This is a genomic window from uncultured Ruegeria sp. (assembly GCF_947489545.1).
GTDB lineage: Bacteria > Pseudomonadota > Alphaproteobacteria > Rhodobacterales > Rhodobacteraceae > Ruegeria.
The window spans coordinates 14,455-37,915 of the sequence record NZ_CANLDZ010000003.1 but is presented as its reverse complement, the minus strand read 5'-3'; the positions used below and the strand labels follow the sequence as shown (position 1 = coordinate 37,915).

Annotated in this window: 20 protein-coding genes; 3 read left to right on the top strand and 17 right to left on the bottom strand. The window is 55.7% G+C overall.

Annotated elements, in window-relative coordinates; translation table 11 throughout:
• Positions 1–511: 511 nt before the first annotated feature.
• From xylA to xylF, 4 genes are all read right to left on the bottom strand, one after another.
• On the bottom strand, positions 512–1,819 hold the full coding sequence (xylA, locus tag Q1B13_RS05135) for a xylose isomerase (protein ID WP_298932842.1): 1,308 nt from the start codon (positions 1,817–1,819) through the stop codon (positions 512–514).
• 9 nt (positions 1,820–1,828) lie between these two features.
• A complete protein-coding gene (locus tag Q1B13_RS05130) occupies positions 1,829–2,632 on the bottom strand; it encodes an ATP-binding cassette domain-containing protein (protein WP_299078017.1) in 804 nt (267 codons plus the stop codon).
• A complete protein-coding gene (locus Q1B13_RS05125; RefSeq protein WP_298932846.1) occupies positions 2,632–3,930 on the bottom strand; it encodes a sugar ABC transporter permease in 1,299 nt (432 codons plus the stop codon). Before Q1B13_RS05125 ends, Q1B13_RS05130 begins: the two co-directional genes overlap by 1 nt.
• 62 nt (positions 3,931–3,992) lie before the next feature.
• Entirely contained in the window at positions 3,993–5,012 is a 1,020-nt protein-coding gene (xylF, locus tag Q1B13_RS05120; protein WP_298932848.1) for a D-xylose ABC transporter substrate-binding protein, read from the bottom strand.
• Positions 5,013–5,164: 152 nt separating this feature from the next.
• On the opposite strand from xylF, the gene Q1B13_RS05115 reads away from it, so the two are divergent.
• Together Q1B13_RS05115 and Q1B13_RS05110 are read left to right on the top strand one after the other, a co-directional pair.
• A complete protein-coding gene (locus tag Q1B13_RS05115) occupies positions 5,165–6,382 on the top strand; it encodes an ROK family transcriptional regulator (RefSeq protein ID WP_299078015.1) in 1,218 nt (405 codons plus the stop codon).
• The gene (locus Q1B13_RS05110) at positions 6,372–7,883 is read left to right on the top strand and encodes a CRTAC1 family protein (RefSeq protein ID WP_299078011.1); all 1,512 of its coding nucleotides are present in this window, start codon (positions 6,372–6,374) and stop codon (positions 7,881–7,883) included. Before Q1B13_RS05115 ends, Q1B13_RS05110 begins: the two co-directional genes overlap by 11 nt.
• Here Q1B13_RS05110 and Q1B13_RS05105 read toward each other — a convergent pair whose 3' ends face one another.
• The 13 genes from Q1B13_RS05105 to Q1B13_RS05045 form a co-directional block, all read right to left on the bottom strand.
• Positions 7,884–9,182 (bottom strand): cytochrome c peroxidase, encoded by a 1,299-nt coding sequence (locus Q1B13_RS05105; protein WP_299078008.1) that lies wholly within the window; start codon positions 9,180–9,182, stop codon positions 7,884–7,886.
• The gene (locus Q1B13_RS05100) at positions 9,179–10,108 is read right to left on the bottom strand and encodes an aldose epimerase family protein (protein WP_299078005.1); all 930 of its coding nucleotides are present in this window, start codon (positions 10,106–10,108) and stop codon (positions 9,179–9,181) included. Before Q1B13_RS05100 ends, Q1B13_RS05105 begins: the two co-directional genes overlap by 4 nt.
• A gap of 20 nt (positions 10,109–10,128) precedes the next feature.
• Positions 10,129–11,586: a xylulokinase gene (gene xylB, locus Q1B13_RS05095; protein WP_299078002.1), complete on the bottom strand. Its 1,458-nt coding sequence runs from the start codon at positions 11,584–11,586 to the stop codon at positions 10,129–10,131.
• Between the two features lie 93 nt (positions 11,587–11,679).
• Positions 11,680–12,834, bottom strand: coding sequence for a Gfo/Idh/MocA family oxidoreductase (locus tag Q1B13_RS05090; protein WP_299077999.1), 1,155 nt, complete (start codon positions 12,832–12,834; stop codon positions 11,680–11,682).
• A complete protein-coding gene (locus Q1B13_RS05085; protein ID WP_299077996.1) occupies positions 12,834–13,889 on the bottom strand; it encodes a sugar phosphate isomerase/epimerase in 1,056 nt (351 codons plus the stop codon). Before Q1B13_RS05085 ends, Q1B13_RS05090 begins: the two co-directional genes overlap by 1 nt.
• A gap of 27 nt (positions 13,890–13,916) precedes the next feature.
• Entirely contained in the window at positions 13,917–14,945 is a 1,029-nt protein-coding gene (locus tag Q1B13_RS05080; protein WP_299077993.1) for a LacI family DNA-binding transcriptional regulator, read from the bottom strand.
• Positions 14,946–14,982: 37 nt separating this feature from the next.
• Positions 14,983–16,605 (bottom strand): dihydroxyacetone kinase subunit DhaK, encoded by a 1,623-nt coding sequence (locus Q1B13_RS05075; protein ID WP_299077991.1) that lies wholly within the window; start codon positions 16,603–16,605, stop codon positions 14,983–14,985.
• Positions 16,606–16,616: 11 nt separating this feature from the next.
• Positions 16,617–17,609 (bottom strand): ABC transporter ATP-binding protein, encoded by a 993-nt coding sequence (locus Q1B13_RS05070; RefSeq protein WP_299077973.1) that lies wholly within the window; start codon positions 17,607–17,609, stop codon positions 16,617–16,619.
• Complete coding sequence (locus Q1B13_RS05065; RefSeq protein ID WP_299077971.1) at positions 17,602–18,699, bottom strand: ABC transporter ATP-binding protein; 1,098 nt, start codon at positions 18,697–18,699, stop codon at positions 17,602–17,604. Before Q1B13_RS05065 ends, Q1B13_RS05070 begins: the two co-directional genes overlap by 8 nt.
• Positions 18,700–18,701: 2 nt before the next feature.
• Entirely contained in the window at positions 18,702–18,890 is a 189-nt protein-coding gene (locus tag Q1B13_RS05060) for a hypothetical protein (protein ID WP_298932870.1), read from the bottom strand.
• Entirely contained in the window at positions 18,887–19,825 is a 939-nt protein-coding gene (locus Q1B13_RS05055; RefSeq protein WP_299077968.1) for a carbohydrate ABC transporter permease, read from the bottom strand. The genes Q1B13_RS05060 and Q1B13_RS05055 overlap by 4 nt, the downstream gene beginning before the upstream one ends.
• A complete protein-coding gene (locus Q1B13_RS05050) occupies positions 19,822–20,769 on the bottom strand; it encodes a carbohydrate ABC transporter permease (protein ID WP_299077965.1) in 948 nt (315 codons plus the stop codon). The genes Q1B13_RS05055 and Q1B13_RS05050 overlap by 4 nt, the downstream gene beginning before the upstream one ends.
• 81 nt (positions 20,770–20,850) lie before the next feature.
• On the bottom strand, positions 20,851–22,170 hold the full coding sequence (locus tag Q1B13_RS05045; RefSeq protein ID WP_299077962.1) for an extracellular solute-binding protein: 1,320 nt from the start codon (positions 22,168–22,170) through the stop codon (positions 20,851–20,853).
• 421 nt (positions 22,171–22,591) lie between these two features.
• Here Q1B13_RS05045 and Q1B13_RS05040 point away from each other — a divergent pair, with 421 nt between their 5' ends.
• Complete coding sequence (locus Q1B13_RS05040; RefSeq protein WP_366870884.1) at positions 22,592–23,308, top strand: MOSC domain-containing protein; 717 nt, start codon at positions 22,592–22,594, stop codon at positions 23,306–23,308.
• Positions 23,309–23,461: the final 153 nt, after the last annotated feature.

Sequence of the window (23,461 nt, the reverse complement as noted above, 5' to 3'; positions counted from 1 at the left end):
CGCAGATTGCCGGTTGCCAGTCCCCAAAACGATCTCACCGAATCTCGACACTTAGACTTTCCGATCGATCTTGGCTTAAGGTGTCCGACTTGAGCGGCCCATGTTTGCGACGGTCACACCAACAAAAGTGAATTGCGACACTATTCCTGGTTAGAAAACACAGCTTAAGTGAGACGTGCATAAGTGGCAGCACTGTCAGATAAATCGCACCAGTTTCAGCCAGGCCAGCGGGGCTATCTATTGTCGCCTAAAGGCCGCAAAACCTGACCAATTCAGAACGTGTCAGCTTGAAGGTGGGGCTGGTTGTAAAGTATTTGAAAAGCGGTCGTTTGTTCATGGACGGAGGTTTGGAAAGTCCGCGCGGCCTCTGGCCAAGTGCTTCTGACAAGACCCCTTAACGCATCCCTTGATCGTGAACGCAATATAGTGCCCACCGCGCAACGACTCTTTCCAACTCCGCGCAAGTCGGCTTCTACCGACGACGTTTGGACATGAACTTAGTACGTTTTGGTCAGACGAACCTGTTTACGTAGTTTTCCAAGTATTCTTGCCGTCCCGAACGAGGCTCGGGCTTGATCGCTTCAATCAGAACACGAGAAGCAACTTCTTCTAGGCTGGAACCCAGCATGACCTGAGCTTCGGGACTTTGCCAACCTGAGTATCTATTCGCCAGCGCTGAATCGAGGCCACCGTCCTCAATCATTGCCGCGGCGGCCTTCAGGCCTCTGGCGCAAACATCCATTCCACCGACATGCGCTGCAACAAGATCTTCAGCATCTATCGATTGCCGACGAATTTTCGCATCAAAGTTTGTACCGCCCGTCGAAAACCCACCAGCTTTCAGGATGTAGTAGTAGGCCAAAGCGACTTCGGGAGTGTTGTTCGGGAATTGATCCGTGTCCCAGCCCGACTGGTAGTCGTTTCGGTTCATATCGATAGAGCCCAGCATTCCCTCTGCTGCGGCTACAGCGATTTCGTGTTCAAAGCTGTGGCCCGCAAGAATTGCGTGCCCCTGCTCGAGGTTCAGCTTCACCTCATCCTCGAGCCCATATTTTCTTAGGAACCCGATACACGTCGCCGCATCATAGTCATACTGATGCTTTGATGGTTCCTGCGGTTTGGGTTCGACCAGAATGGCGCCTTTGAATCCAATCTTGTGCTTGTATTCCACCACCATATTCAGAAAGCGGCCCATGTGATCCAGTTCGGCTTTCAAATCGGTGTTCAGCAAAGTCTCGTATCCTTCACGCCCCCCCCACAGAACATAGTTTTCACCACCAAGCTTATGCGTGGCGTCAATACAGGATTTCACAGTGGCGGCGGCAAATGCGAAAACGTCGGGGTCTGGGTTGGTGCTGGCACCTGACATCCAGCGGCGATGGCTGAACATATTGGCGGTACCCCAGAGGAGTTTGGTTCCAACCGCCCGCATCTTTTCGCCGATATAGTCGGTGATTTCCTCGAGGGTTCTCAGGTTGTCCGCAAAGTTCCCTTGTTCGGGCCGGATGTCTGCGTCGTGCCAGCAAAAATATGGCTGCCCCAGAATGTCGAACATCTCAAAGGCAATGTCTGCCTTCATACGGGCCCGACCCATATCATCCTGCGGATGCCATGGACGTTCAAGAGTCGGGCCACCAAATGGATCGCCGCCTTCCCACGCAAAGGAGTGCCACCAGGCTACAGCAAACCGCAGGTGATCTTCCATACGTTTGCCCATGACAACCTCGTCCGGGTTGTAATGGCGGAAGGCCATAGGATTGCTGCTGTCAACGCCTTCATACCGGATCTTTTCGATCCCTTCAAAGAAACGGCTTGTCACACCTGCCCCCTATTCAGCTGTTTGTCCTGGCTGTTTGCCAAGAATGATCATCGACAACAGGTCGTCGTCGGTTACGTCGGCAATGTTCACTGTTCCGACCAGTTTTCCGTTCTTCATGACCGATGCGCGATCACACAGTTCCATCACCGCGTGAACGTCATGATCAATCAGGAATATCCCTATTCCTTGAGCCTTTAGTTGGTGGATCAGGTCTGCCACCATCTGCGTCTCATGCGGACCCAAAGCCGCGGTGGGTTCGTCCATAATCAAAATACGGGCGTTGAAGTATACGGCACGTGCGATTGCGACGGATTGGCGTTGCCCACCAGACAATGCGGAGACCGGATCGTTGAACTTTTGAAAGTTCGGGTTCAATTGCGCCATGATCTTGCGGCACTCGGACTCCATCGCTGCGTCATTGACCAGTCCGAACGGCGTGGTGATTTCGCGCCCCAGGAAAAGGTTCGACGTTGCATCCAGATTGTCTGCCAGGGCGAGCGTCTGGTAGATCGTTTCGATGTTGTTGGCCCGTGCATCGCGGGGGTTGTTGATCTCAACCGGTTTGCCATCGATCAGGGTCTCTCCGTGATCCATCTGATAGGCCCCGGACAAGGCCTTGATCAAAGTGGATTTCCCGGCTCCGTTATGCCCGAGCAAGCCTACGACCTCACCTGGGTAGAGGTCGACCGATACACCGTCCACCGCTTTGATTCCACCGAAAGACACCGAGATATCGCGCATTTCGACCAGTGGCGGTGCGCCTGAGCCGCGACCAGATGCCGAAGGCGTTTGCTGCGTTTCCTGAGCTTGCATCACTTTGCCCCCAATCGTTTGCGGTAGACGATATCGATATAGACAGCGAGCACCAGAACACTGCCAACGACGATGTTCTGAAACGGTGCATCGACGCCAACCATCGCCATCCCGGACTGAAGTGCTTGCATGATTAAGGCGCCAAGGATCGCGCCATAAATGGTCCCGATGCCGCCAGACAGTGCAGTACCGCCTATGACGGCTGCGGCAATCACCCTCAGCTCGTCCAGAGTGCCTATGTCATTGGAGTGGTTGGCCAGCCGAGCCGATGCAACCACAGCCGAAACGGCACAGAGGAATCCCATCAACGCAAATATCTTGACCGTTAGCAGTCGCGTGTTGATGCCCGAAAGCTCAGCCGCGTCCGGGTTGCCGCCGGTCGCAAAGATATAGCGACCGAAACGGGTTTTGCGAGCCACTATGGTCAGAGTGACCGCAACGATAATTAGTATGAGAACGGAAATCGGTATGCCATATCCTACAACCAGCCCCTCTGGCATCGTTTCTCCACGGGCCTCAAACATACGTTGCAGCCTGCGTGTCGGAATGGCGTAGCTGTTGACGATGTAGACATACCCAAGGATCGCAATCGCAATGATCCCGGCCAGAGTGGTTTCGGCCCAAACAGGTTTCACAGGGAAGCCATGCGCAGCCTTGGCGCGCCTCCCGCTCCACAAAACCCAGATTGCGATTGCGGCTGCAAACAGACCGAACATCCAGCTTGTCGTTGAACCCAAAGTTCCGTTGGTTCCTCCGAACATCAGGAACGTGCTATCCAATGGGCCAATTGTCTGCCCGCTGGTCAAATACCAGGCCACGTTCCGCCAGACCAGAAATCCGCCTAGGGTCACAATGAAAGCGGGTATCGTTAGATAGCCTACCATCCATCCGTGAAAAGCCCCGATCAAGGTGCCGACGAACAACCCGACCACGATCGTGATGGCCCATGTCGCGGGATTGTTAAGCCCCATTCCCAGCATACTGGGTAGCAACTCGGTTTGTGTCATCGCCATCACGGCTGATGTGGTCGCCAGCAACGCACCAACCGACAGGTCGATGTGGCGCGTGACGATGATAAAGACCATTCCGCAGGCCATGATGGCTACTGAAACCGTCTGGATCGAAAGGTTAAACAGGTTGCGAGGGGTCAGAAAGCGCCCATCCGTAACGATATTAAACCCTATGCACAAGATGACAAACGCGCCGATCATTCCCAAAAGCCGCATGTCCAGTTCCAGTTGTTGGAACAGGTTTGGCTTTGCTTTTTCAGGTATCGGCTGAGACGAAGTTTCGGTCATTTCCGATCTTTCATATTCAGCAATGGTCCCTGGCCCTTAATGCGGGCCAGGGACTGACAAGTTTAGCTACACGGGGCCGGGCCGTTTTCTACGCCCTGGCATAGGTCCTCTAGCGGGATCCAACCGGCATCGACAACAACGGACAGGTTGTCCTTGGTGATCGGAACCGGCGCCAGGAAGACCGAGTTCATCTCGGTGCCACCTGGTGATGTCCAGCGTACCGCCTCTTCGACCTCAGCAGGGCTTGTTCCACCGCTGAGAGCGACCGCGATTTCACCAGCCGCTTTGCCGAGCTCGCGCGCATCTTTCCAAACCGAAACGGTTTGCGTACCCAGCGCCACTCTGTTCAGGGCTGCATGGTCCCCATCCTGACCAGAAACGGGGATACCCTCCATACCCTGCGCAGTCAGAGCTGCAACGACACCACCGGCAGTTCCGTCATTCGAAGCAACGACCGCGTCCACGTTGTTTTCATTCGCGGTCAGGATCTGCTCCATGTTCCGTTGCGCGTTCGCCGGGAGCCAGCCGTCGGTATATGCCTCGCCCACAATCACGATGTCACCACTGTCTACTGCGGCACCAATAATCTCTTGCTGACCACCGCGCAGAAAGTCGGCGTTCGGGTCAGTCGGAGACCCCTTGATCATCACATAATTACCCTTGGGCATCGCGCCAAAAACCGCCCGCGCCTGCATCCGTCCGACTTCAACATTGTCGAAAGTCAGATAAAAAGCGCGTTCATCTTCGATAAGACGGTCATAGGCGATGACCGGAATGCCTTCGTCGGCAGCCGCCTGTACGGCCGGACCGATCGCTTGCGCATCTTGCGCAAGAATAATCAGAGCGTCCACGCCTTGCGCGATCAGGCTTTCAATGTCGGAAAGCTGTTTTGCCGAAGACGATTGTGCGTCCGCCGAAAGATATTCGGCGCCACCGGCTTCAAGCGCAGACTTGATGGCGGCTTCGTCGGTTTTCCAGCGTTCTTCCTGAAAGTTTGACCAGCTTACGCCAACCACTGGTTCTGCAAACGCCGCAGATGCCAGCAATGTAAACGCAGCCGAGAAGCTGAGAATTCGTTTCATGATTTCCTCCCATTTGCTGAGCCATCGCATCTCGATTCGTGGCCCTCACCTGTATTGAGTAGCATATTTATTTCAGTCGGTAAAATATTTACTCTATTCGAAATACAGAAATCCAAATAGATTGAAGCCATGACAAGATTCGTGAGGACAAGATGCTGAAAAGCAAAGATTCTCCCAATTCTCTGGATCAAAGAAACGCGACCCGCCTTCGGGTCCTTGAGCATATCAGAACGCGCGGATCGATCTCGCGGACTGATATCGCCTCGGCGTTGGAGACCAGCCCGGCAACAGTCACGGCCGCAACCGCCGATCTGATTGCTGCCGGTCTGATCAAAGAGATTGAAGGCGAAACGTCCTCCAAATCCGCGAAACGCGGCAGACCGAGGGTCCTGCTGCAGTTGGATGGGCGATCCCATCTGGTGGCGGGCCTGAAAGTGGCGCGTCATGTCATCTCGGTCCTGCTAGTCGATTTCGAAGGCAATGAGGTCACGTCGCATATACACAAGCTGCAAGAGGTCCAGATGACGCCGGTTGGATTTATGGCAACCGTTCGACTGGCTCTGGAGGAGGCCTGCACGAAGATCGACGGGTCAATCGAACAATTGGCAGGTGTCTCAATCGGAATTGCAGGGCTGGTCGATGCCAACCGGAACTTCGTGCATTGGTCATCCTCGATCACCGAGCGAAACGTCGATTTCAACCGTCTGTTTGCAGAAGGCCTGCCCTGCCCTACTTTTGTTGAAAACGACGCCAATCTTGTCGCAAAGGCCGAGCAGTTGTTTGGGCAAGGCAAAGGCCTGAAGAACTTTCTCGTGGTAACAATCGAACACGGCGTTGGGCTTGGCATTGTGCTGGATGGCAAGCTCTATCGTGGAGAGCGCGGCTGCGGCGCTGAGTTTGGGCATGCCAAGGTTCAGCTTGATGGTGCCTTGTGCCAGTGCGGCCAACGTGGCTGTCTTGAGGCCTATGTCGGGGACTACGCCTTGTTGCGCGAAATGACGGTCACGGGCCACAGCTCAGAGATGGCTAACGTCTCAGACATCCATGTTCAGGCCAATGCAGGTGATCAGCGCGCAACCTCGGTTCTGGCACGCGCAGGTCAGATGTTCGGTCTGGGAGTGTCCAACCTGATCAATCTATTTGACCCCGAATGCATCATTTTATCCGGCGCTCAGATGAGCATGGAACACCTTTGTTCCGACGACGTCATGAACCGCATCAAAAATGGTGTCGTAAATGTTGATACCCCCTTGCCTGAGATTAAGATTCATCACTGGGGCGATCTGATGTGGTCCAAAGGCGCGGCGGCGTATGGGATTGAACAGGTCTCAATTCTCAAGGTCAAGGAGCTTGCGGCGAATGCGTCCTAAGTTTGCTGTCTTTCTAACCCTCGCGACAGTCGCCAACGCAGAGACCGAAATCCCCCGGTTCGAACGCGTTGATGTTCCGGCACATATCTACGATGGCGGTTGGGAGCATTTCGTTGGTGGCGGTGTGGCTGTTTTTGATTGTGACGGAGACACTTTACCCGAACTGTTTGTCGCGGGCGGATCAAATCAATCACAATTGTTCAAAAACACTTCGCAAGAGAAGCTCTCTTTTCGCGCCGAAACTCCTGATCAACTGTCCCTGACCGGCGTGACAGGCGCCTACCCCTTGGACGTTGATAGTGATGGATTCATGGACCTGATTGTCTTGCGCGTGGGTGATGACGTTCTGCTACGAGGCGCGCCAAATTGCGAGTTCGCTCCTTTTGACGCGCTAGGTTTTCAATCCGACGACCATTGGAGCACGGCTTTTTCCGCGACCTGGGAACAAGGTCAGAATCTCCCGACCCTCGCCTTTGGAACTTATGTGGATCGGCACGATCCTGATGGCCCATTTGAAACCTGTGGACCAACGCTGCTGTATCGGCCGAGTAAAGACAATTACGGACAGCCGCAGAACCTAGAACCCGGTTACTGTTCGCTTTCCATTCTGTTTTCAGACTGGGCTCGTACAGGTCGCGCAGACCTACGTGTCAGCAACGACCGGCACTACTATGTGCGCGGCGGTCAAGAGCAGCTTTGGGCCATGGAGACTCAGCCGCGTTTGTACTCAAGTGATGATGGCTGGCTGCCCTATTCGATCTGGGGAATGGGGATCGCATCTCGGGATCTGACCGGCGACGGATTTCCCGAAGTCTATCTGACGTCGATGGGAGATCAGAAGCTTCAAGTTTTTGATCGCGAGGCCTCCGGCCCGACCTGGCGCGATGCCACCTATGAAAAAGGAACGACTGCGCACAGGCCGCATGTGGGGGGCGATGGCCGCCCATCGACAGGTTGGCATGCACAGTTTGGGGATGTGAATAACGATGGTCTGGACGACATTTTTGTCGCCAAAGGAAACGTCGAGCAAATGCCCGATGCCGCGCTGGACGACCCCAACAATATGCTTTTGCAACAGGCAGATGGCCAGTTTACTGAAGCCTCGATCCAATCCGGCACTGCGTCGATGGCCAAGTCCCGCGGGGCGGCATTGACTGACCTGAACAACGACGGCCTGTTGGATCTGGTGGTGGTGAACCGCGGTGCTGGTATGGAAGTCTACCAGAACCAGTCCGCACCCGGAAAATGGCTATTGGTGGATGTAAGCCAGAACCGCACCAACCGCTGGGCCATCGGCGGCTTTATCGAGTTGAAAACCAACTTTGGGTCGCAAACGCGTGAAATCACACTTGGCGGAGGACATGCTGGCGGGAGTATCGGTCTGCATCACTTTGGCCTCGGCGATGCGGACCAGATCGACATCCGAGTGATCTGGCCCGACGGCGAGACGAGCGATTGGCAACGCGTCAGCTCCGGCCAGACGGCCAGATTGACGCGCTGATCAATTCTCGACCGGTAGCCCGCTCGGGACGCTTTCGGGAACACCCAGACGCAATGCCGGATCTTCGAGGCTGGCGAGAAAGCTCAGTATCGCGTTGATTTCAGCATCTGTTAGGCTTGATGGAGCCAATCCATTGGCATCGCCTATTGCCTCAACACTATTCATATCAAGCATTGCGCTTTGATCTTCCGCTCCGGGGAATTCGGGCAACATGGCTTTGTCCACCAAGTAAGTCTGCAAGGACGCCGCCGGGTTTAAGTGGTGCCGCAGCACGTCCTCGAGCGCGGCATAGGCCCCAGAGTGGCCGTAGGGCGCGGTCAGTGTCACATTTCTCAATGACGGCGTACGGAAAGCATAGGCATCCCCCTGGTCACCCGTTACACGCATTCGTCCTTCGTCGCGTGTATGATTCTCAAACCTCGCCGCTTTTCCAGGGCCGATCTGCGGCATCGCAATGGCGTGGAATGCATGATCGGTTTGAAACCAGCCAGAGTGGCAGGTGCTGCAGCCCGCCTCGCCGTAAAAAAGCTGCATCCCTGCCTGCGCCTGTTCTGATAACGTGTCTTCCCCGCGCATCGCACGGTCGAACGGGCTGTTATCCGCGCGCCACTCAAAGGCGATAAAGTCGGCAACAACGTTTGCGATGGCCGTGAAGGTGACCTTCTCCCCCGGCATAACTTCTTCGAAAAGCCGCTTGTATTCCGGAATCGCCGCCACGCGTGCGGCTATCAAATCCCACGCGCCACCGTCCTGAGTCAGAAGCCCAAGACGTACGGCTTTGCTGACCTCGTTTTCCGAGTAATGCCCGGCCATCTCATCAGGCGATAAGACCGGGAACATCGCCTGCGCGGCCAAGGCAGATTGGAACCCCGGTCTCATATGCGTGCCCAAAGGCGTACGGATGCCGTTGGGCTGGTGTGGATCGGCTTCCAGACGCCCATCATGGAAAAAGGTCGTGAACTCAGCGGCGCCAAGGTTCCACAGCCCGGGCGAGTTGCGGGGAATGCGCTGTTCAGGCGGGTTGTTCGGGTCGATCTTGCGATCAGGCCCAAGCCCCACACCACCTTCGCCAATGCCAAGCGAAAGGCCATCCGAGGTGCCGAGATCGGGATGATGGCAGGTTGCACAGCTGATGTTTTTGTTGCCCGACAGGATCGGGTCATAGAACAATAGTTGACCAAGCTGGGCATTTGCAAAGTCGGGCTCGGCAAACTCTGGTCTGGGTCCGAGGTCTTGCGCGTTGGCGCCTGTGGAGATCAGGCAAGCGCCCAGCGCCATAGCAACTACACAATGCTTCATGCTCGCATCCCTGAAATTTCTAAGTCCAGTGTCTGGCGATAGGGGTTATCTGGCGAGTAGATGATTGGCGGAAACGAAGCAACGTTGATCGCGTTGGGATAGCCTGAGGGTTCGATACAGACCCCGCCCTCCCGATTGAAAGGTGCAGACAGATGCGCCACAGAATACACCTGCGCGCCGGGCTGGTCAGAATACACGCTGAGCTTGAGTCCACTGCCTGCCTCGACCTCGGCAATTGGGTTCTGCGGTGGCCTGTGGGGATCAAAAACAAAGAAATGATCTATGGCCCGTGAGGCGCTGCCGATCGGTTTCGACAGGGTGAAATCCAATCCAACGTCATGCACTTGTCGAAGCTGTCCCGTAGGTACCCCGTGCTCATCGATGTCGAGCAGTCGATCTGACGCCAACTGCAGACGGGTATCGACGATGCCACTGGCGCTGCCCAATGAGTAGTAGTTATGCTGCGCGATGCTGATAGGCGTCGGTCGATCTGGTCTCGCGGAAATCGCATAAGTGAGGCGAGGGTAGTTCAGGGACACTCTGACTTCGAACTGCACTTCACCCGGGAACCCATTGTCACCGTCTGGCGATACGAAGCCCAGCACAGCCTCGTTTTCTGCGGCTTGACTAAGTGTCCAATTTTGCCGAGACAGACCTGTTGCCCCCCCATGAAGCGTATTCGCCCCTTCGTTCGCGCTTAACGGATACCGGATTCCGTCGAGCTGCATGTCTGCACCACCTATCCGATTGGCAACCCGCCCGACAATCGCACCCAGATAATAGGGGTCCGTCAGGTAATCCTGCGGGTCTTCATAGCCCAGGATCAAAGGCGTGTCGTTGATCCACCACCCCTGAGTAATCGCCCCGTAACTCAGCAGAGACACGGACATCGTGTGATCATTCAGCAATACACGATCAATATGCATTGGTGTTCCCTGATCTACCTTCATCGGGCCGCGAGCGGCGCGAGCGCTTTGTAGGATTGGCTGTAGAGCTGATACTTGCTTTCGTAAGCGTCGAATAGATCCACACGCGGGTCAATAACGTCCGAGGTTTGAGGGGGCACCATGACCTCGCCGGGGTTAGCACCGCTGACCGCGCAGGCAGCCAGACGGGCGGCTCCAATGGCGGCCCCGAACTCGCTGCCATCGGGCAGCGCAAGCGGCACCTTCAGTACGGTCGCAAGCGTTTCCAGCCAGAACCGAGAGCGCACGCCGCCGCCAACAGCCAGCAAGCGGTCGGGTTCCGTACCGGTGCTTTTCAACGCCTCCAGACAGTCTCGCATCGCAAAGGCAACGCCGTCCATGACAGATTGCGTCAGATCGACGGGCCCTGCCGACACGTCAATGCCCAGAAATGCACCCCGGATATCGCTGTTGTTGTGGGGCGTCCTCTCTCCGGACAGGTAGGGCAGAAAGGTAATGGATGAGGGTCCGGTCAGTGTTTCCGGTAACGCCACCGCCAGTGATCCAACCGATTGACCAAGATTTCGTGACAACCAGTTCATGCTGTTTGTGGCCGATAATATGACTCCCATTTGGATCCACCGCTCGGGAACCGCATGACAAAAGCAATGAACAGCGGTTTCAGGGTCCGGCGCGTACGAGTTTTTTGCAACAAGCAGAACACCGGATGTGCCCAGCGAGACAAATCCCGACCCCTCATCAATACTGCCAATTCCGCAGGCCGCAGCGGCGTTATCACCAGCGCCCCCTGCGACAACAACTGGCCCGGATAGGCCCCATTCCTGCAACAACCCGGTTCTAAGTTCTCCTCCGGGTGCGCTGCCTTCCACCAACCGGGGCATCTGATCGACGCTCATGTGGCTGAGATCAAGGGCGGTTTCCGACCACACCCGTTGTCCGACATCCAGCCAAGAGGTCCCGGCACTGTCGGACATCTCACTGATGTAGTCTCCGGTTAGCCAGAAACGCAGATAATCTTTCGGCAGCAACACTTTTGCGGTCTTGGCGAACACACCAGGTTCGTGGTTCCGCACCCAGTCCAGCTTGGGGGCGGTGAACCCGGGAAAAACGATGTTGCCGGTAATGGTGCGCATCTCGGGCTCTTGGTCCAGCTCGGCCGCTTCTTGGGCGGATCTGGTGTCGTTCCACAGGATACACGGCCGCAGCACTTTGCCTTCAGCGTCCAGCAGAGTTGCACCGTGCATATGACCGCTTAGGCCGATGCCTCGAACCGCGGACAAAGCGCTGGCATCCAAAGCACGCAATGACGCGATCACCTGTTTGCAGGCTTCAATCCAATCCTCGGGCGCTTGTTCGGACCAGCCGGGTTTTGGCGTTGAGGTCTCGATACCTGCTTCAGCCTCAGCAACAACTTTCCACTCGTCGTTCACCAGAATCCCGCGAAGACCTGATGTCCCCAAATCCAGACCTAGATACACTCGAAACTCCTTCTTTCACCGCGCATTTCAGGCCGCGCGCGACCCTGTTGTTTTAGCCCATCGCACCCAGCGCTGACGGGCCAACTGGTTACCCTAGCCGAGCTTTACCCACGCCGCGTTTCGTGCCGAGCTTTGTACACAAGCCGCGACAAATTTCACGCCATTTAAGCCATCCTGAACAGTTGGATACATAACCGCAGTATCGGATGATTTCCCTGTTCTGAAGGCCTGAATCGCTTCTGCAGCTTCGCTGTAGATATTCGCAAACCCTTCCAGATACCCCTCCGGATGGCCGGGCGGCACGCGGCTTAGTCGGTTGGCAGCTTCACCTGCACCGGGCCCATTGCGGGTGATCAGGCGCTTGGATTCACCGTAGGGCGAAAACCACAAATAGTTCGGATCTTCCTGCGCCCATTCCAAGCCACCCTTTTCCCCATAAACACGCAGACGCAGGGCGTTTTCATTTCCCGGTGCGACCTGTGAGGACCATAGCATCCCGCGTGCACCGCCATCAAACCGCAGCAAGACATGGGCGTTGTCATCAACTTTGCGACCAGGAACGAAGGCCTGCAAATCCGCGGCGAGGCTTTCGGCCTGCAGCCCGGTGACGAAACAGGCAAGGTTGTAGGCATGAGTTCCGATATCTCCTGTCGAGCCACCCGCACCCGAGCGTTCGGGATCGGTTCGCCACTCTGCCTGCTTGAAATCCTGCTGTTCTGTCAGCCAGTCCTGCGGATACTCAACCTGAACCACGCGGATTTTCCCGATCTCACCATTGGCTATCATCTCACGCGCTTGCCGAACCATGGGATAACCCGTGTAGTTATGGGTCAGGATGAACAAAGCGTCCGCGCTTTCGGCCGCTTTGACCAGTTTCTTTGCATCGCTCAGCGTCGATGTCAGCGGCTTGTCGCAAATGACATGGATACCGCGTTTCAGAAATTCGCGCGCTGCTGTGTAATGCACGTGATTGGGGGTAACGATTGAGACCGCCTCGATTCCGGATTTTAGCCGCGCCTCGCGTATCGCCATCTGCTTGAAGTCGTCATAGACCCGCGCAATCCCCAGTGCCTCTCCGCTCTCGCGGGACTTTTCAGGTGTCGAGGACAAGGCACCAGCGACCAGTTCAAACTTGTCGTCCAGCCGCGCCGCGATGCGATGCACGCCCCCGATGAAGGCGTCATTTCCACCGCCGACCATACCTAGGCGAATACGTCCCGAACTATCTTCACTGCGTCCCGTAACCATCAGTCAATCCCCAGCATTTTTCGGTTGGCTGCTTCGTCGGTGCCACCGTCCGCAAAGTCATCAAAGGCCCTTTCCGTCACGCGAATGATGTGGTCCGACACGAATTGAGCGCCCTCGCGCGCGCCATCCTCTGGATGCTTCAGACAGCATTCCCACTCAACCACAGCCCAGCCGTCGAAATTGTTGGCCGCCATTTTCGAGAAGACTGCCCCGAAATCCACCTGACCATCCCCAAGTGACCGGAACCGCCCAGCCCGATCCACCCAGCTTTGGTATCCAGAGTACACGCCCTGTCGACCGGTTGGATTGAACTCGGCATCTTTAACATGGAACATTCGAATCCGATCCTTGTAGATGTCGATATTGTCCAGATAATCGAGGCATTGCAGCACGTAGTGTGACGGATCGTATAGCATGCAGCCACGCGCGTGGTTACCGGTCCGTTCAAGGAACATCTCATAGGTCACACCATCATGCAGATCCTCGCCCGGATGGATCTCGTAACAGACATCCACACCGCAATCTTCCGCGTGATCCAGAATGGGCCTCCAGCGACGCGCAAGCTCATCAAAGGCCGTTTCGATCAGACCAGCGGGGCGTTGCGGCCATGGGTAAACATATGGCCAGGCCAGCGCTCCTGAGAAGGTCGCATGCGCCGAAATCCCCATATTCCGTGACGCCGACAGGGCTTTTTTGACCTGGTCGACAGCCCATTCCTGCCTGGCCTTGGGGTTTCCCCGCACGCTTTCGGCCGCAAACCCGTCGAATGCCGTGTCATAGGCCGGATGTACGGCTACCAACTGCCCCTGCAGGTGCGTCGACAGCTCGGTTACCTCAACACCATTTTCCAAGGCTTTGCCTTTGAATTCATCGCAGTAGTCGACACTGGATGCAGCGGTTTCAAGATCGAATAGCCGGCCATCCCAGCTGGGCACCTGAACGCCCTTATATCCGCAATCGGCAACCCATCGCGTAATGGCATCCCACGAGTTGAACGGAGCGTCGTCCCCGGCGAACTGCGCCAAAAACAATGCTGGGCCCTTGATCGTCTTCATAATTTTTCCTCCCCATAACCTAAGCCGCTATGGCGGCAAATTTTCCTTAAGGTAGATGTCGATGCGAATGCGCTCCTGCGCCCTGTTGAACGGAACCTTGTCGGTTGTCGCGCGCAGCAGACGCACGGCAGAGCGGACGATATGCCCGGAATCCTGTGAAATCAGCGCGTCGAACGTGCCACGGCACAGCGCCTCGCGGCTCAGCGGTGTCAGCTCGTGGGCGATGATCGCCATATCCTTGCCGACCTTGCTTTCCGACAGAAACTGGACCAGCCCCGCGTTGCCTGCGGCTGAAGAATAGATTCCAACCAGATCAGGATAGGTCTCAAAAATCTCGGGCATCATCTTGTAAATCAGATCCGGGTCATCCCGACCTTCCACGGAGGCAACGACTTCGAGATGCGGAAAATCTTCAGCAACCACCAGATCAAAGCCCTGACGCCGCTCCAAATGGTCACGCGCCAGACGTGAACCGGTCAGAACCAGAACCTTCCCGGGCCGATGCACAAACCGCCCCATCAACTGAGCCGCAGTACGCCCGGCAGATACGTTGTCAATTCCAACAAAATGATCCCGGTCCGAGCTGGGAAGGTCAGAGACCAGCGCCACAACCGGCACACCCTTGTCCCGAACCCGTTTTACCGCGTCTCTAACTGATGGTGTTTCCGGGCCAAAAACGGCCACGCCATCGACATCTCGCCCATCGACCCCATCCAGGATTTCAACAATATCTTGCGGGTCAAACGGAGCGACCCTTTTGATCGTCATCCGCGTCCGCTCAATGAACTGGTCCCGCGATTGCTCGCCGATCTGAGTGCTGAGCGCCTCGACAAATTCGTTATCCGCGTCCGGTAAAACAAAGAGGAAATTATAGACACGATTGCGCGCAAGGTTCGCGGCGGCGGTGTCGCGGATATAGCCCAACTCATCGATGGCCTTGTGCACTTTCTGGACCGTCACCGCCCTAACACCAGGCCGTCTGTTCAACACACGATCAACCGTAGCCAAGCTTACGCCGGCTACCCGCGCGATGTCGTTCACCGTTGGTTTCTTCACCAATTCTAGCTTCTGTTTTTGGTCTTCCACTATTCTGCTATTCCTCAATCTCCTGCGCCAACCCTTCGAATAGCAATGCGACGACTTCGGCGCCGGGATCATTGTGCCCAATCAGGTTTTCCTCGGGAACATAAGCTGCGCGACCTGCCTTCGCACGATGAATATTAGCTGTTCGGTCAGCGCCTTGCCGTGCGGCTTTCGCAGCTTGGGGTAAGCCTGCCGGTAGCGCTTCTAGCGCAGGTTCAAGTGCATCGATCATGGTCCGATCGCCCAGTTTTGCACCGCCCACCTGACGGACCCTGTTCAAGCCTTCGACCAAGGATTTAGCCACCGACGCGCCGCTTGCGCAGGCATCCCCCGCTGCGTTGAAGAAGATCGCCAGGATCACACCAGACGAACCGCCCATGGTCTGGCTCAACTCATTGCCCAGGGCGGGAAATAGCTGCGTCAGATCGGCAAGAGGCATCCGGTCCAGACTGGCCTGCAAAGCCCGGGCCGCGGTAGCCAACGTACTGCCCGTATCACCGTCCCCCGACTTGGCATCCAGCGCATTCAGGTCTTGTTCTGCGCCAATCAACAGTGCGGACAATCGGGTGATCGTGTCCCTGGTGGCCGGGTTATTCGACGGGATCGGATCGATCGGCGTCAAACCATCCGGCAAAGGCGCGATCTTTACCGGAGCAATGGAATTGACGCCCGGCCACGCGACAAGATCGACCGGGCCTTTAAGGGCCGCCAACTCATCAGAACCTGCGGGCAAGACCGACACGGAAAACCCATGCATGTCCAGCGAGGTCATCATCGGCGCGGGCCCGATGATATGGCGCGCAATACCGGTCTCAGAAAGCGCATGCGTCAGAACCGCCATTTCCAGTGGCGTTGTCGAGCCGAGGTTATTCACCAGCGCCACGCAATTGCCCGCCCCTACCCGCTGTTTAAGTTTTTCAACGACCGTAGACATGGCCGTAACCGCATCTGAAAAATCCACTTGCTGCACGCCGGGCTCGCCGTGGATGCCCAATCCCAGTTCCGCTTTTCCCGGAGCTATCCTGTCTTCTTTCGGTGATCCCGGAACGGTGCACGTATCCAAGCTCATGCCAATGCTGACGACTTTTTCGATGACCGTCTTGGCCGCATTGGTCACAATACCAAGATTCGCCCCACCCTCGGCCAACGCACCTGCAATCTTGTGAACAAACAACGTGCCCGCCACGCCACGGGGTTGCGGAAGGTCAGGCAGGGCAATGTCGTCATCGACCACAACCATTTCCACCTTCCGACCCAGCGCGCGGGCGCGTTCTGCGGCGAGCCCAAAGTTCAGCCGGTCCCCGGTATAATTCTTGACGATCAGCAAACAGCCCGCTTCACCCGTCACCGCCAGAATTCCGGCCAACACGGCCTCGACCGACGGAGAGGCAAAGACCTCGCCGCACACCGCGGCGGTCAGCATTCCAGCGCCGACAAACCCCGCATGCGCAGGTTCGTGGCCGGATCCACCTCCGGACACCAATGCGACCTTGGACTTGTCCCAATCCGATCGGTAGACCACCTTGATATGAGGATACCCGTCCAACCGTGTGAGTGTGCCACCCGAGGAGGACAAAAGGCCGTCAATCGCATCTGTCACAAGGGTTTCTTTGGTGTTGAGGAACTGGGCCATGCTTTTGCTCCTTAAGTCACACGCGCGCCGGACGCGTCGAAATACAACGGGTTGTTGGGTCTGATTTTTATTGTCTTTCCGGCGGGGTAATCCTGATGAACATCAATTAGAGTCACGATCGGGTACCCGTGCAGATCAAGATGCAACCTTGTCTGGTCGCCCAGATGTTCGGCGCGGATCACACGGGCCTCGATGCCTTCGCCTTCAACGATGTTCTCGGGGCGCAGACCGATCTGCGGAGCCTTGTGATCGCCGCCAAACAGCTCGGACGGCAGGATGTTGATCCGCGGCAGGCCGAGACGGCTGGCGACATATACACTGCCTGGATTTTCGTAGATGTCGCGGGGAGTGCCATATTGGACAAGCTTACCGTCTTCCAAAACACCAATATGCGTCGCCATGGTCATCGCCTCGACCTGATCATGCGTCACGTATAAAAGCGTGGAACCCAAATCCGCCTGAATTCTCTTCAATTCAACCCGCAAATCCGCCCGCAGCTTTGCGTCCAAAGAGCTGAGCGGTTCGTCCATAAGGAAAATCTGAGGATCCCGAACCAGCGCCCGCCCGATTGAAACACGTTGCATCTCGCCGCCCGACAGTTCGGTTGCCTTGTTGTCCAGCTTGTGCGGGATCTGAAGGATTTCAGCGACCTCACCCACTTTGCGTGTGATCTCGTCTTCAGGCGTTTTCAGGATCGGGGATCGCAGCGGGAAGGACAGGTTTTCGCGCACCGTCATATGTGGGTAAAGCGAGTATTGCTGAAACACCATGGCCACATCACGTTGGGCCGGCGTTTCAAACCCGACATCGCGACCGTCAATACGAACCGATCCCGAATCCAGCTTCTCCAGCCCCGAGATCAACCGTAATGTCGTTGTTTTCCCCGCCCCAGTTGGCCCCAGCAACACCACAAAGGCCCCGTCAGGGATGATCATCGAGATATTGTCGACCGCCTTCAGACTGCCAAAGGATTTTGAGATTTGATCCAATACGACTTCAGCCATTGGTCAGCACCTCATTGTTCAGGACAGATCGCAAAGCTTGGCCTGTGGGCTGTTCGAACAATGTCACCATCGCGGACCGGAACTCCAACCCGACCGTTTCGCCTGGGCTGACGGTATCGCGAGCGTCAATACGAGCCTTCAGCTCTCCGTTTGGGCTTTGAAGCGTCACGATCTGGGTGGTTCCCAGATACTCTGCGGCCAGTACCTTGGCGCGGTAGCTGCTGTTGTCGGACAGAAACACATGCTCGGGGCGGACACCGAACACCAGCTCGCCCTCGGCGGCCTCAAGCGACTGCGGCACTGCCTCATTATGACCGTTCAAACGCACCATGTCCGATCCGGGTTCGACCTTGCCTTGAAACGGCAAAAAGTTCATTGACGGCGACCCGATGAAATCCGCAACAAACATGGTCGCGGGCTTGTCATAGATTTCCTGCGGGGTTCCGAATTGTTCGATCACCGCATTGTTCATCACGACGATCTTGTCGCCCATTTGCATGGCTTCTAACTGATCATGCGTGACGTAAACTGTTGTGGCCCCCATACGGTCATGCAACCCGCGCAGTTCTTCGGCCATATGTTCGCGAAACTCGGCATCTAACGCACCCAGCGGTTCATCCATCATGAAAGCCTTGGGTTCACGCACGATGGCCCGTCCCAATGCAACACGCTGCCGGTCACCGCCTGACAGCCCGCCCACAGGGCTGTCCAGAATATCATGGATACCCAGAATTCCGGCGACTTCGTTCACCTTGGCTTTTACCGCGGCGCGCGGCATCCCCTGAGAGATCAGCGGATAGCTAATGTTCTTGCGCACGTTCATGTGCGGATAAAGCGCAAACATTTGAAAGACAAAGGCAATATCACGCTCGGACGGGGGTCTTTGGCTGATCTCTTCTCCGTCCAGATAAATCTCGCCCGAGGTCGGAAGCTCAAGCCCCGCGATCATCCGCAAGGTCGTGGTTTTCCCACATCCCGAAGGCCCCAGGAGCATGAAGAACTCACCATCTTCGATCGTGAACGAGCTTTCGCGGACTGCCGTGAAATCGCCGAACATCTTCTTGACGTTTTTGACTACGATCTGGGCCATTTTTACTCCGGAAAATGGCTGACGACGATGAACATAACCGTTCCGATCAGCGTGACGATGAATGAGTATGTGAAGGCCCAAAGAACAAAGGGTTGCATCAACATGAAGACCCCAAGCGCGATCAGGATGGTTGCGACCATCTCCCATGGGCCACGGCGGAATCGCATCAGACCTGACAGAAAATCACTCATTTGCGTACCGCTCCAAAGGTAATCCCGCGCAGCAGGTGCTTGCGCATCAGGATAGTGAAAACCATTACGGGAATTAGGAAGATCGTCGCCCCGGCCGCAACTGCCGGCCAATCCAACCCCCCAACTCCGATGATGGTGGGGATGAAAGGCGGTGCGGTCTGAGCGGTAGCCGAAGTCAGCAGCACAGCAAACGCGTATTCATTCCATGCGAAGATAAGGCAAAAGATCGCCGTCGATGCGATGCCCGTCGCGGCCTGTGGCAAGACCACTTTGTAGAATGCCTGAAACCTTGTGTAGCCGTCGATCAGCGCCGCCTCTTCGTATTCGCGCGGGATTTCATCGATGAAGCCTTTCAGCAGCCAGACCGCGAGTGAGATATTCACGCCCGTGTACAGCAGGATCATCCCCAGATGCGTATCGCTAAGCCCCAGGTTCCTGAACATCAGGAATATGGGAATGGCCACGGCCACTGGCGGCATCATCCGCGTGCTGAGGATAAAGAACAGCAGATCATCCTTAAGCGGAACCTTGAACCGGCTGAATGCATAAGCCGCCAGTGTGCCCAGGAAGATGCTCAGGAAGGTTGATCCAAACCCAATGATTACGGAGTTCATAAAGCGTTCGCCAAACTTGGATGGCCCGACGATCACCATGTCATATTGCCTGACGATCTCATCCGCCCAGTTCTGTGGTGGGTTCGCGTCCAGAAACTCCTGCGTTTGCCGGGTTCGGGTGGTGAATAGGTTTACGTATCCCTCCAGCGTCGGGTCGAACACGACTTTGGGGGGATAACTGATGGCATCGGCCGGGGATTTGAACCCGGTCAGCAAGATCCAGACCAACGGAATCATGGTTATCAGCGCATAGGTGATGACCAAAGTCCCTGCGACCCACTTGGACCGTTTTGAAGGTTCGGTAACCGAAAAGCTGCTCATCGTTGTTTCACCTTGTTCAAGGCTTTCACGTATATGGACGCCAGGCCAAACACCGTTACAAACAGGATGATTGCGTAGGCCGAGGCATAGCCGGTGCGCCATTTCTCAAACGCTTCGCGTTTCAGATTGATTGACGTCAGCTCGGTCGTTGAACCTGGCCCGCCACCCGTCAGTTGGACCACAAGATCGAACATCTTGAAGTTCTCAATCCCGCGGAACAGGACCGCTAGCATCAGGAACGGCAGCACCATCGGGATGGTTATCGTAAAGAACTGCCGCAGCTTGCTGGCCCGGTCGACCTCTGCGGCCTCATAGATGTAATCGGGAATACTGCGCAGCCCGGCCAGACAGATCAGCATCACAAACGGCGTCCACATCCAGGTGTCCACGATCACAATCGCCCAGGGCGCCAACTGGACCGATCCCAGCATCTCAAAGCTGGATGGATCCTTGCCGGTGAACCAGGACACGATGTAGTTAAACAGACCTATCTGTGGCTGATACAGGAACTTCCAGAAATTCCCGACCACCGCCGGAGACAGCATCATCGGCAACACGATGATCGTCGTCCAAAGGTCATTACCCTTGAATTTCTTGTTCAGCAGCCAGGCCAGCGTGAACCCGATCAGCACCTGAAAGAAGATCGTCCAGAACAGAAAATGGGCCGTCGCCTGCATGTTCAGCCACGTGTCGGAATCCGTCAGAATGCGTTCATAATTCCGGAACCCGACATCTTTGACCTCACGCCCGATCCGGTTGGCTTTGAAATTGGTAAAGCTCAGTTGGATGGTCCAGATCAGTGGAAAGATATTGATCGCCAGCAGCAAAAAGATCGTGGGGGAGATAAAGATCCAAGCGATCGCCCGATCTGACAATCCCCGAATTTTTCGCGCAACTCGAACGGGCGTTGCCTTCGCAACGCGATCTACGGTCCTGTCAGACATCTCTTTGCCAGTTCTTGTCGGTTTCGGACTCTGAGAGAAATGCAGGAGCGGGTCTGATCCCGCTCCTGTCCGGTTTCCGGATTACAACTTGCCTTCGTCTTCGAAGGTCTCGGTCCAATCCTCGATCAAAAGATCCAGCGCTTCCTGTGCCGTGCCCTGATCGGCAACAACGTAATCATGAATGCGCTTTTGCATCGCCAGCAACAGCTCGGCATAAGCCGGCTCTTGCCAGAAATCCTGAACATCATTCATGGCCAAAAGGAAATCGCCGGCAAACGGGGCGCTATCAACAAACCCCGGATCCTGCAGTACCGAGTTATGCGCGGAATATCCGCCCAGTTCCCACCACTTGGCCTGAACCGCAGGCTGCGCGAACCATTTGATGTATTCTAGGGCCGCATCCTGCTTGTCAGAATAGCTGACAACGGAGATACCCTGCCCGCCCAATGTCGAGCCAGCCTGATTTTGTGGTGGATTCACAAAGAAGTCGATCTTGTCACCGCCCGTACTTGGGTCTGCGTAAAGACCTGGGAAGAACGCAAACCAGTTCATCGCCATGGCGACCTGACCGGACTTAAAGGCGTCAAGGCTCTCACCCATGTATGAATTGGTGTATCCCGGAGGCGTCGCGGTCTTGTAGAACTCTTTGTAGAATTCCAGTGCTTCGACGGCCTCGGGCGAATTTACAGCCCCCTCCATATCATAGGACCCCGGAGTGTTTTCATATTTGAACCCCCATGGGTAAAGCGCACCGGTCACACCCATTGTGATGCCTTCCGAGCCACGCTCGGTGAAGATCGCAGCACCGTAAACGGTCTTGCCGTCAATCTCGCGTCCCTGGAAAAACTGTGCGATCTGCAGCAGTTCTTTCTGGGATTCCGGTTCGCGCAGATCTTGCCCGGTGGCTTCTTTGTAAGCAGCCTGAATCTCAGGATCTTCAAACCAGTCTTTGCGATAAAACCATCCGTTGGCATCGCCCATCGCTGGCAGCGCATAATAGCTCGGCGTGCCCTTGGGCCAAGTCGAATAGGCGTAGACGGTGGCTGGGGCAAAATCATCCATACTGATGCTTTCAGCATCAAAAAACTCGTTCAGCTGGACATAATGGCCGTTTTCCGCGCCACCCCCGATCCACTGGCTGTCGCCAATCAGCAGATCACAAAGCTTACCGCCCGAGTTCAATTCGTTCAGCATCCGGTCCGCAAAGTTCGGCCAAGGCACGAACTCAAAATTCATCGTATGGCCGGATTCGGCTTCGAATTCCTTGGACAGTTCGACAAGCGCGTTGGCCGGATCCCAAGCTGCCCAGCATAATGTCAAATCTTCAGCATTTGCCTTGGTAGAAAGAGTAGTAGCGGCAAGGACTATTGCGCTGGCCGAGGCCAGTTTTGAGTAAGTCATCCATTCCTCCCTTTTTTGCGCCGTCAATCGAGGATGTGCGAATCGCGGCATGTTTCCAAGGCTATTTGAGGTACGCACCTCAAGTCCAGATATTTTTGAGGTTCGTACCTCATCGCGCCGCCATCGACCGTCTGATGTATTGCTAATTATTTGTTTTTATTTACTTTCTAAAAGAACCAGAATCTGCACGCCGGCCCATAGCAATATCTGTGATTTGAAATCCCGAACAAAGCCCAACTATGTTCCTCACGTTGGCGGTAACCGCCAACGACATCCAAATTAACTCTGGTATTGCTCAAGCGAACGCCGCACCATTCTGAGCAAACGGCATTTGAACTATTGCGTAAGGCGCGATTTCATGACCACTCTTTCGATCTCCCGGTTGAACAGATTTCCAGTCAAGGGACTAAGCGCAGAGCCAATGACTTCAGTCGCCCTGCGCCCAGCCGAGGGCATCCCCGGCGACCGCCTTTTCGGCTTTGCACGGTATAATTCGGGTTTCGATCCAAGCGACCCACAACCCTTGCCCAAGGACCGGTTTGTGGTTCTATTGAAAGAGGCCGAGTTGGCGAGCCTGCAGACACGGTTCTCTGCTGACAGCCAAATCCTTGAAGTCTCGCGCAACAGTGAGTTTTTCTGGTTCAATATGCGGACATCACAAGGGCGCAAGGACGCGGCCGCTTTCCTGCATAGGGAACTCGCCCTGGCTGATCCTGAACCGCCTGTATTTGTGTCGTCCGAACCGCACCGGTTCACCGATGTTTCCGTCGTCTCACCTGTCATGATGAATGCAATATCCGTGCTGAACCTCGCTTCGGTTCAGGCGCTGAGCCGCCATCTGAGTGAAAATGTCCACCCCGCTAGGTTTCGCGCCAATATCGAAATAGATGGCCTGCCACCTTTCGCTGAGTTGGATGCCATCGGATCCACATTGGTATTTGGGGACGTTGAGCTACGACTTCTGCAGCGCACCAAAAGATGCGCCGCGACCGAGGTTAACCCGGAAACGGCCGAGCGCGACCTCAAACTCCCTTACCTATTGCGGAAGCACTTGGGTCACACAGATATGGGCGTTTACGTTGAGGTGGTTAAACCTGGTGAATTGCGTTTGGGACAATCAGGTCACTTGCTGGCTTGATCGCAAAGACCCCGAATCCTGGAACATGGGGTCGCGTAAGTCGACGTTTTCGACCTAGCAGCCCACTTTGATCCACCCCCCAAAACACTCTGACCTAAATACCCATGTAATGGATTGGCGTAAAGATTCATTGGTTTCGGTTAGCCAGCATAA